Raw genomic sequence first — 6,335 nt, forward strand, 5'->3', positions numbered from 1 at the left:
CATGGCCGGTCTTCACGCCTCACAACTATCACATCAACTTACGGGATCTCTGCGGGCAGTTGGGGCTGAACGACGATCCGCCCTGACGGCGAATCATCGTTCCCTGCCCTGCTCCGCAGGAGTCCGTTTCCTCTCCGCCCTGAAGGGCGGAGTATCCACGGAGGTAACCAGATGACCACACACGACCAGCGGGGCCGGCACACCCACGACCACGACCGCCTCCTGCGCAGGGTGGGTCTGGCGGCGGCGCTCGGGCTCGCCGCCCTGGCGGCATTGCTGTGGTTCGTCGCCGACGCCACCGCCACCAAGGAGTGTTTCGACACCGGCTACGGACTGGGCGACAGCATCAGCATGACCGAGGAGGGCTGCGAGGTCACCGTGCGAGCCGCCGACGGGGTACGCAGCGCCGTGCTGCCCACCCTCAGCGAACCGTTGGCGACGGCGGCCCTGGTCACAGCGGTGGGAAGTGCCCTGCCTCCCACCATCTGCCTGTGGCTGGCGACCCGCCGCCCACGCTGACCGGCCGGCCGGTGGCCGTGGCACAGCGTGTCGCCCGGCTCGCCCCGTCCGGCCTGGCCGGGCGGGCGGCGGGCGACGCGCTGCCCGCGCCGCCCAACTGGGGGCGCAGCTCACCTGGTTCCTGCATCACGAAGGGCCCGGCAAAACGGTCCGCGCCACCCTCCCACCGGGCCCGGTGGACCTGTAATCCCCATCCCCCGCCCCTCTGGCTCCGCCCGTTCCAGCGACAGCCCCGCCATATGTCCATCCCTTCCTCGACGCATAACGCAGCTCAAGGGCGGGGCCGGGATCCAGCTCCCGGCGTCAGGCAGCCACTCCCCTCCCCCAGGCAGCCTGACACCGGGGTTCACGTGCGTTCGCCCGCGTCCGCAAAGCGGCGAGCGGCGGCCGCCACCAGGACCACGACGTCGGCGCGGCGCAGCAGTCCGGGGCGCAGGACCCGAGCGAGCAGGAGCTTTCGGGAGCTGCGGGCCCCGGCCCGGGGCGAGCTCATGAAGGGTGAGACGACCCTGGTCATGTCCGCCGTCAACGACCTGGGGCGGGAGGGTGCGGAGCGCATCTTCGGCGCCGGCCTGGTGCGGCGTGCCCTGCAGCTGGCGAGCGGCGCCCGCAGCTCGCTCATGACCATCGGACGCCGGTAGGAAGCGGCCGCGACCCAGCTGGCTGTGCACGCGAGAACGGGACTCTTTTGTCGACGACTTGGGGAGTCACCTCGTGCCCCGCTCGCGTGATCAATGTTGATGAGTTTGGGAGCCACTGCGCCCTTCCTGGCGGGCCGGGTGTGGCCGTCGCTCGCCGCTGCTCCAGGTCGTTCGACCGCTACTGCGCACGCCACCGCCGTAACCACCCACACGCCCCTCTGCCGACCCGCTGGGAGTACGAACACCGGCGCATCCGGCGCCAGGAGGCCTATCCGAGCAGCCGCTGCTGCTGACCCATGGGGGGTGCCGTGCCAGCCGTTACCGGCACGGCACCCGACACGCACCCTGACCCTCCTTTAGGGCACAACAATCATGCTCACCAGCGTGGCGTCGTGTTCCCTGACGCCCCGCGGGTGAGCATGTGCGGACCCAGCCCTCATCCCCCACCGAGGCGATGCAATGCCCGACCGCGCCGACCACGTCCGCCGCGAGGGCGTCGCACCAAAGGGGACCTTGCGGCACCAGCCGCCGGAACAGTGGCTGTTCAGCGGCATCTACGGACTGGTGCTGGCCAGCGCCATGGTGGCCGCGCTGGATGCGACGGGCGAGGAGGCCGATCCCGGTCCGGACGCGCTGTGGGTGCTGCTCACCGCGCTGGCGTCGAGCGCCGCCCACGGGTACGCGCACGTCATCGCCCAGCGTGCGTCCGTCGACGGGGCAGCCACCACGAGCAGACTGTGGTCGGTGCTCGCCGAGTGGCCACTGGTCGCCGCCGCGCTGCCCACGGTGGGGATACTGCTTGCCGCGGTAGCCGGGTGGTGGGCAGAGGCCACGGCTGTAGACGCGGCCCTGCTGTTCAACACCGTCGCCTTGTTCGGCTTGGGCGCCTCGGCCGCCCGCACCGCCGGGCACGGATGGCCGTCCTCGTGCCGGGCAGGGGGCATGGATATGCTGATCGGGCGCTGTCACGTTGTTGGGTGTGTGAGTGTCTGATGGCGTCGTCGGGGCGTGGGGGGGCTTGCGTTTCGGGCCTGAGGTCAGGCCGTGGTGGCCCGGCCGGCAGCGCCGGTGATCTGGTCCCAAACGACGAAGCGGACGGTCATCTCGGCGCGGTAGTGGGCGGCGGTCATCAGGTGGCGGTAAGGCCGGAAGTGGGGTGAGATGCCGCTGAACGCGGACAAAAATCTTTGTGAGGCGCCGGCGGAGCGGAAGCCCTTCATCGCCCGTTCGCGCTGCCGGGTGGGCCGGTGGGAGTTCTCGGCCCGGTTGTTCAGGCCCTTGTGTGAACGGTGCTCGACGGAGGACATGACCTCGCGGTGGGCCGCACCGTAGGAGCGGAGCTTGTCAGTGACGACCACCCGGGGCACCGCGCGCGTCTTCTTCAACAGGCGGCGGAAGAACCGCCGGGCTGCAACGGTGTCCCGGCGGTTCTGCACGAGGATGTCCAGCACCATCCCGTCCTGGTCGACGGCCCGCCACAGGTACTTCTGCTCTCCGTTGATCTTCACGAAGACCTCGTCCAGGTGCCATTTGTCGCCCGGCCTCGCATGCCGGCGGCGCAGGCCGTTGGCGTAGGCCTGGCCGAACTTGGCGCACCAGCGGCGGACCGTCTCATGGGAGACGAGGATGCCGCGCTGAAGCATGAGCTCTTCGACCTCGCGGAAGCTGAGCGGGAAGCGGAAGTACAGCCACACGCAGTGGGAGATGATCTCGACCGGGTACCGGTGCCCTTTGTACGACGGCGGCGCGCTGCCCACGGACGGCTCCTCCTCGCATGACCAACCCGAAGATCCTCCCACCCGGTCAGCCAACGTGACAGCGCCCGTTCCACGCATGCGGCGGGCCCGCGTCTTCGATGAAGGGGGACGGGGCCTGCTGCTGGTCGCCCAGCTCACCGACCGCTGGGGCACGCGCCACACCCACGTCGGCAAGACCATCTGGGCTGAGCAGTCCGTCCCTGAAATGCCCTTGCCGACCACTGTCGCACCATCGCCGCCGTAGAAGCACCACCGTGGAAGCAGGGGCAGGGGACCACGGTGTGAGGTGCCGATCGGTGACCTGCTCTGCCCAGGAAAGCTCCAGCAGTCCGTCCGCGCCCATCTCATGGCCGTGGCCGCTGCCCCTCGCGCCCGGAAGGTGCTCGTCGTCGAACGAGACGTTGAGGAAGGGGCGGTGAACGTCGATGCCGGCGGCCTTCAGTGCGCCGAAGATCTCACCGGCGTACCCGGGGTTGACCAAGGGCATGGGGGCCAGAACGGGTCGGTGGTACTCCACGACCAGCCCACCGCCAGGTCGGCGACCCGCCGCCGCCACAGCCGAAGATCCTGAAAGTCGCCGGTCGGCACCTCGGCAACCTCCCGCAGCACATAACCGACCATCTCCGGGTCATGGACCAGCGCCTCGGGCCGACGCGGACGCAACTCATCGGCCAGGGTGCTCTTCCTGCTGCCGAACACACCGTTCACCCAGACGATCAACGCGATCCTCCCGATCGCGGCCGGGTCGACCGGCAGGTGGACCTCGTCGAGCAGACCCTCTCGACGAGCCGGCTCGACACATCGGGGTTCGACACCCTCCGGACTTGACGGCTAACACCGTTAGCCATAGCGTGGCAGCACGCGGCTAACACTGTTAGCCGCATCGATCAGCCCCGAGGCGGAAGGACCACAGTGATCACCACCACAGCCAGCAGCACCCCGTGCAACGATGTCCCGCCCCGGCTCCTGCGGGGCGCATGGGAGGCACCCGCGCCTCCCCCCGGGGCGTTCGCGGCCCCCGGGGAGGAGCACGGACCGCCGGCCGCCGGCGCGCTCGCGTTCCTCGCCGGAACGGGCCTGTTCCCAGGGCACCTTGCGGAGCACACGGCCAGAACCCCGTGTGCCGTGCCCGCCGCGTCCACGCTCCCGCCCACCGCGCGGATGCCGGCCGCCGGGTCCGGTCTGCCCACCGGCATCGCAATCGCGCGGACGGCGCGCCATGGCTGACCGCGCGCAGCAGATCGCAGCCGCCGCCCGGGAACTGCTCGACGCCGAAGGGCCGGACGCGTTGTCCATGCGGCGCATCGCCGAACGTGTCGGCATCCGGGCGCCGTCCCTGTACAAGCATTTTCCCGACAAGGCCGCTGTCGAGGCCGCACTCCAGGCGCAGGGCATGGCCCAGCTGGCGCAGGAACTGGAGGCCGCCGAAGCCGAGCTCGGCGCCGCACCGCCCCTGCTTGCGCTCGCCCACGCCTACCGACGGCATGCCCTCGCCAACCCGCACCTCTACCGCATCACCCACACGTGGCCGCTCGCCCGCACCGCACTGCCCGAAGGACTCGAGGAGCGCGCGGCGATGCCGCTGCTCCGCGCGGCGCACGACGACGTCGACATCGCGCGCTCGCTCTGGGCATTCGCGCACGGCATGGTCATGCTCGAACTCGACGGCCGCTTCCCGCCCGGCGCAGACCTGGACGCCGCATGGCGCACCGGCTGCGAGGCGTTCGCCCGTGCCATCCACGACAAAACCCGGAGAGACACCGCATGACCACAATCGCTACAGGGCCCGCCACCGCCACCACCTCCCGCGCCGCCGGATACACACACGCCGCGGCTTGGGTCCTCGGCCTCGCCGCCGCATGGGGCGCCACGCCCGAAGTCGGTGACACACACGCCCAGATCGCGACCGCGTACGCCGACCGGCCGATCCAAGCGATCGCCCAGGCGCTACTCGTTCACGGTGTAGCGGCCGCCGGCCTTGTGGCCGTCGGATCCGGACTGCTCGGCTGGGCCCGCCGTACCGGCAGCGCTGCGGCTCGCTTCGCCGGATGGGCCGGGACGGCCGCCGGTGCGCTCGCATCCGTGCAACTCGTCCTGGAACTGATCGCAGTGCCCGGGGCTGATCCAGCGTCACCGGGCAGCACCGGCGCGCTGTTCGAGGCGGTCCAGCGCGTGGACGGTATCAAGATGTTCGCGCTCGCCGCGCTCGCCGCCGCTGCCTGCGCGGCCTCGCGACACCGCACACTGCTACGGCGTTGGGAGGCCGTCATCGGCTGGGCCCTCGCTGCCACGATTACCGCGTCCGGCACCGGTTACCTGTTCCTGTCCACTGCCTTGACCCCGATGGCATTCATATCCCTGCCTCTGCTGCTGATCTGGATCGCTGCGCTCGGCGCAGCCCTCGGCCGTCGGCCCTGAGCCCAGAGCTCCGGGACCGGATCGCTGGGTATCGACACCTCATCGACACAACCCGCTGTCCGGTCCCGCCTGGCCCTTCGCCCACAAGGAGACGCTCATCTCCGGCGGACACCTCTACAGGTATCATTGGCCTCCGGCCGTCGCGCGCCCCTGAACGCTCGCTCTCCCACCAGGCGGGCGTGGCTTCGTCCATAAGAAGGGGTGCCAGCTCAAGTTCTGTTTGCGCCGTGAAGCGCCATTGGTTCCAGTGGAGTTGGAAGACCTGCGCCAACCCGCTGTCGCAGCAGCGCGGCAACTGCCGTGCTCTCCGGCCGGGCCTCGAGCACCATCAAGCCCGCACGCAGACCATCAACCAGATCCGCGCCTTGATCGTCACCGCCCCGCAAAGTAGAAGGCGAACCTCATCCCGCCTGTACGGGCGAGACGATGGCCGCGGCCATGCTCGCCGCAGGGGCCGGGTTCGAACGGGACCGCGACGGAGCACCCCGTGCGCCGCTGTGCAATATGGGGACCTGTTTCGAGTGCGCCGCCACTGTCGACGGCTGGCCGCTGACCCGCACCTGCCTCGTCCCGGTACGCGAGGGCATGGTCATTGAGACGCCGCGGAGGCTGTGATGTTCGATCTCGCAAATATCGGCGCGGTCCGGCGGGCATGCCGGCGCCCTCAGAGGTCGTTTTCTCCCGATGTTTCATCCCGGAATTAGTGTTTTATCCCGGGGTGTCGGGTCGCGCCAGGAGAGGGTGGCTTCGCCAGTGAGGCGGCGGGCCATCAGATCGGTCATGGCCAGCTGGGTCATGGCTTCGGAGCGGGCGGGCAGGGTCTCGTAGTCGCGGGCCAGGCGGCGGTGGAACATCAACCACCCGTAGGTCCGCTCCACCGTCCAGCGCTTGAGCAGCGGAGTGAATTGAGCTGCACCCCGTTTCGTGGAGTCCCTGATGCCAGGGTTACGATCCTGGCGAAGGAGATCCACCAGCACCATGGCAGCACCCCGTAAATACC

Annotated in this window: 9 protein-coding genes and 4 pseudogenes; 9 read left to right on the forward strand and 4 right to left on the reverse strand. The window is 69.8% G+C overall.

Going from position 1 to position 6,335, the window contains the following annotated elements; genetic code table 11:
* The first annotated feature begins 171 nt into the window (after positions 1-171).
* Positions 172-519, forward strand: coding sequence for a hypothetical protein (locus ACFV7R_RS46435; protein WP_385276692.1), 348 nt, complete (start codon positions 172-174; stop codon positions 517-519).
* Between the two features lie 346 nt (positions 520-865).
* On the opposite strand, the gene ACFV7R_RS46440 is transcribed toward ACFV7R_RS46435, so the two are convergent.
* A complete protein-coding gene (locus tag ACFV7R_RS46440; RefSeq protein WP_385276695.1) occupies positions 866-1,012 on the reverse strand; it encodes a hypothetical protein in 147 nt (48 codons plus the stop codon).
* Here ACFV7R_RS46440 and ACFV7R_RS46445 point away from each other — a divergent pair.
* The 3 genes from ACFV7R_RS46445 to ACFV7R_RS46455 all read left to right on the forward strand — a co-directional run bounded on the left by ACFV7R_RS46445 (position 1,011) and on the right by ACFV7R_RS46455 (position 2,153).
* Positions 1,011-1,160, forward strand: a complete 150-nt coding sequence (locus ACFV7R_RS46445; protein WP_385276698.1) for a hypothetical protein — start codon at positions 1,011-1,013, stop codon at positions 1,158-1,160. The two genes, ACFV7R_RS46440 and ACFV7R_RS46445, sit on opposite strands and share 2 nt — an antisense overlap.
* A 140-nt stretch (positions 1,161-1,300) precedes the next feature.
* Positions 1,301-1,453: a CstA-like transporter-associated (seleno)protein gene (locus ACFV7R_RS46450; protein ID WP_385276701.1), complete on the forward strand. Its 153-nt coding sequence runs from the start codon at positions 1,301-1,303 to the stop codon at positions 1,451-1,453.
* 166 nt (positions 1,454-1,619) lie between these two features.
* Positions 1,620-2,153, forward strand: a complete 534-nt coding sequence (locus ACFV7R_RS46455) for a hypothetical protein (protein ID WP_385276704.1) — start codon at positions 1,620-1,622, stop codon at positions 2,151-2,153.
* 44 nt (positions 2,154-2,197) lie between these two features.
* Here the strand turns inward: ACFV7R_RS46455 and ACFV7R_RS46460 are convergent, their stop codons facing one another.
* Positions 2,198-2,995: an IS6 family transposase gene (locus ACFV7R_RS46460; RefSeq protein WP_385276707.1), complete on the reverse strand. Its 798-nt coding sequence runs from the start codon at positions 2,993-2,995 to the stop codon at positions 2,198-2,200.
* On the opposite strand from ACFV7R_RS46460, the pseudogene ACFV7R_RS46465 reads away from it, so the two are divergent.
* Positions 2,988-3,161 (forward strand): annotated as a pseudogene (locus ACFV7R_RS46465) (ATP-binding protein); the annotation flags it as partial. The gene ACFV7R_RS46460 and the pseudogene ACFV7R_RS46465 overlap by 8 nt on opposite strands.
* Positions 3,162-3,311: 150 nt before the next feature.
* Here the strand turns inward: ACFV7R_RS46465 and ACFV7R_RS46470 are convergent.
* A pseudogene (locus tag ACFV7R_RS46470) lies at positions 3,312-3,637 on the reverse strand (TmrB-like protein); the annotation flags it as partial.
* Here ACFV7R_RS46470 and ACFV7R_RS46475 point away from each other — a divergent pair.
* The 4 genes and pseudogenes from ACFV7R_RS46475 to ACFV7R_RS46490 all read left to right on the forward strand — a co-directional run.
* Complete coding sequence (locus ACFV7R_RS46475) at positions 3,548-3,745, forward strand: hypothetical protein (RefSeq protein WP_385276716.1); 198 nt, start codon at positions 3,548-3,550, stop codon at positions 3,743-3,745. The pseudogene ACFV7R_RS46470 and the gene ACFV7R_RS46475 sit on opposite strands and share 90 nt — an antisense overlap.
* 391 nt (positions 3,746-4,136) lie before the next feature.
* Complete coding sequence (locus ACFV7R_RS46480; RefSeq protein ID WP_385276710.1) at positions 4,137-4,685, forward strand: TetR/AcrR family transcriptional regulator; 549 nt, start codon at positions 4,137-4,139, stop codon at positions 4,683-4,685.
* Complete coding sequence (locus ACFV7R_RS46485; protein ID WP_385276713.1) at positions 4,682-5,335, forward strand: hypothetical protein; 654 nt, start codon at positions 4,682-4,684, stop codon at positions 5,333-5,335. The genes ACFV7R_RS46480 and ACFV7R_RS46485 overlap by 4 nt, the downstream gene beginning before the upstream one ends.
* Positions 5,336-5,734: 399 nt before the next feature.
* Positions 5,735-5,950, forward strand: a pseudogene (locus ACFV7R_RS46490) (2Fe-2S iron-sulfur cluster-binding protein); the annotation flags it as partial.
* 74 nt (positions 5,951-6,024) lie between these two features.
* Here ACFV7R_RS46490 and ACFV7R_RS46495 read toward each other — a convergent pair.
* Positions 6,025-6,335, reverse strand: a pseudogene (locus tag ACFV7R_RS46495) (hypothetical protein); the annotation flags it as partial.

This window comes from Streptomyces sp. NPDC059866, assembly GCF_042731325.1.
GTDB lineage: Bacteria > Actinomycetota > Actinomycetes > Streptomycetales > Streptomycetaceae > Streptomyces > Streptomyces flavusporus.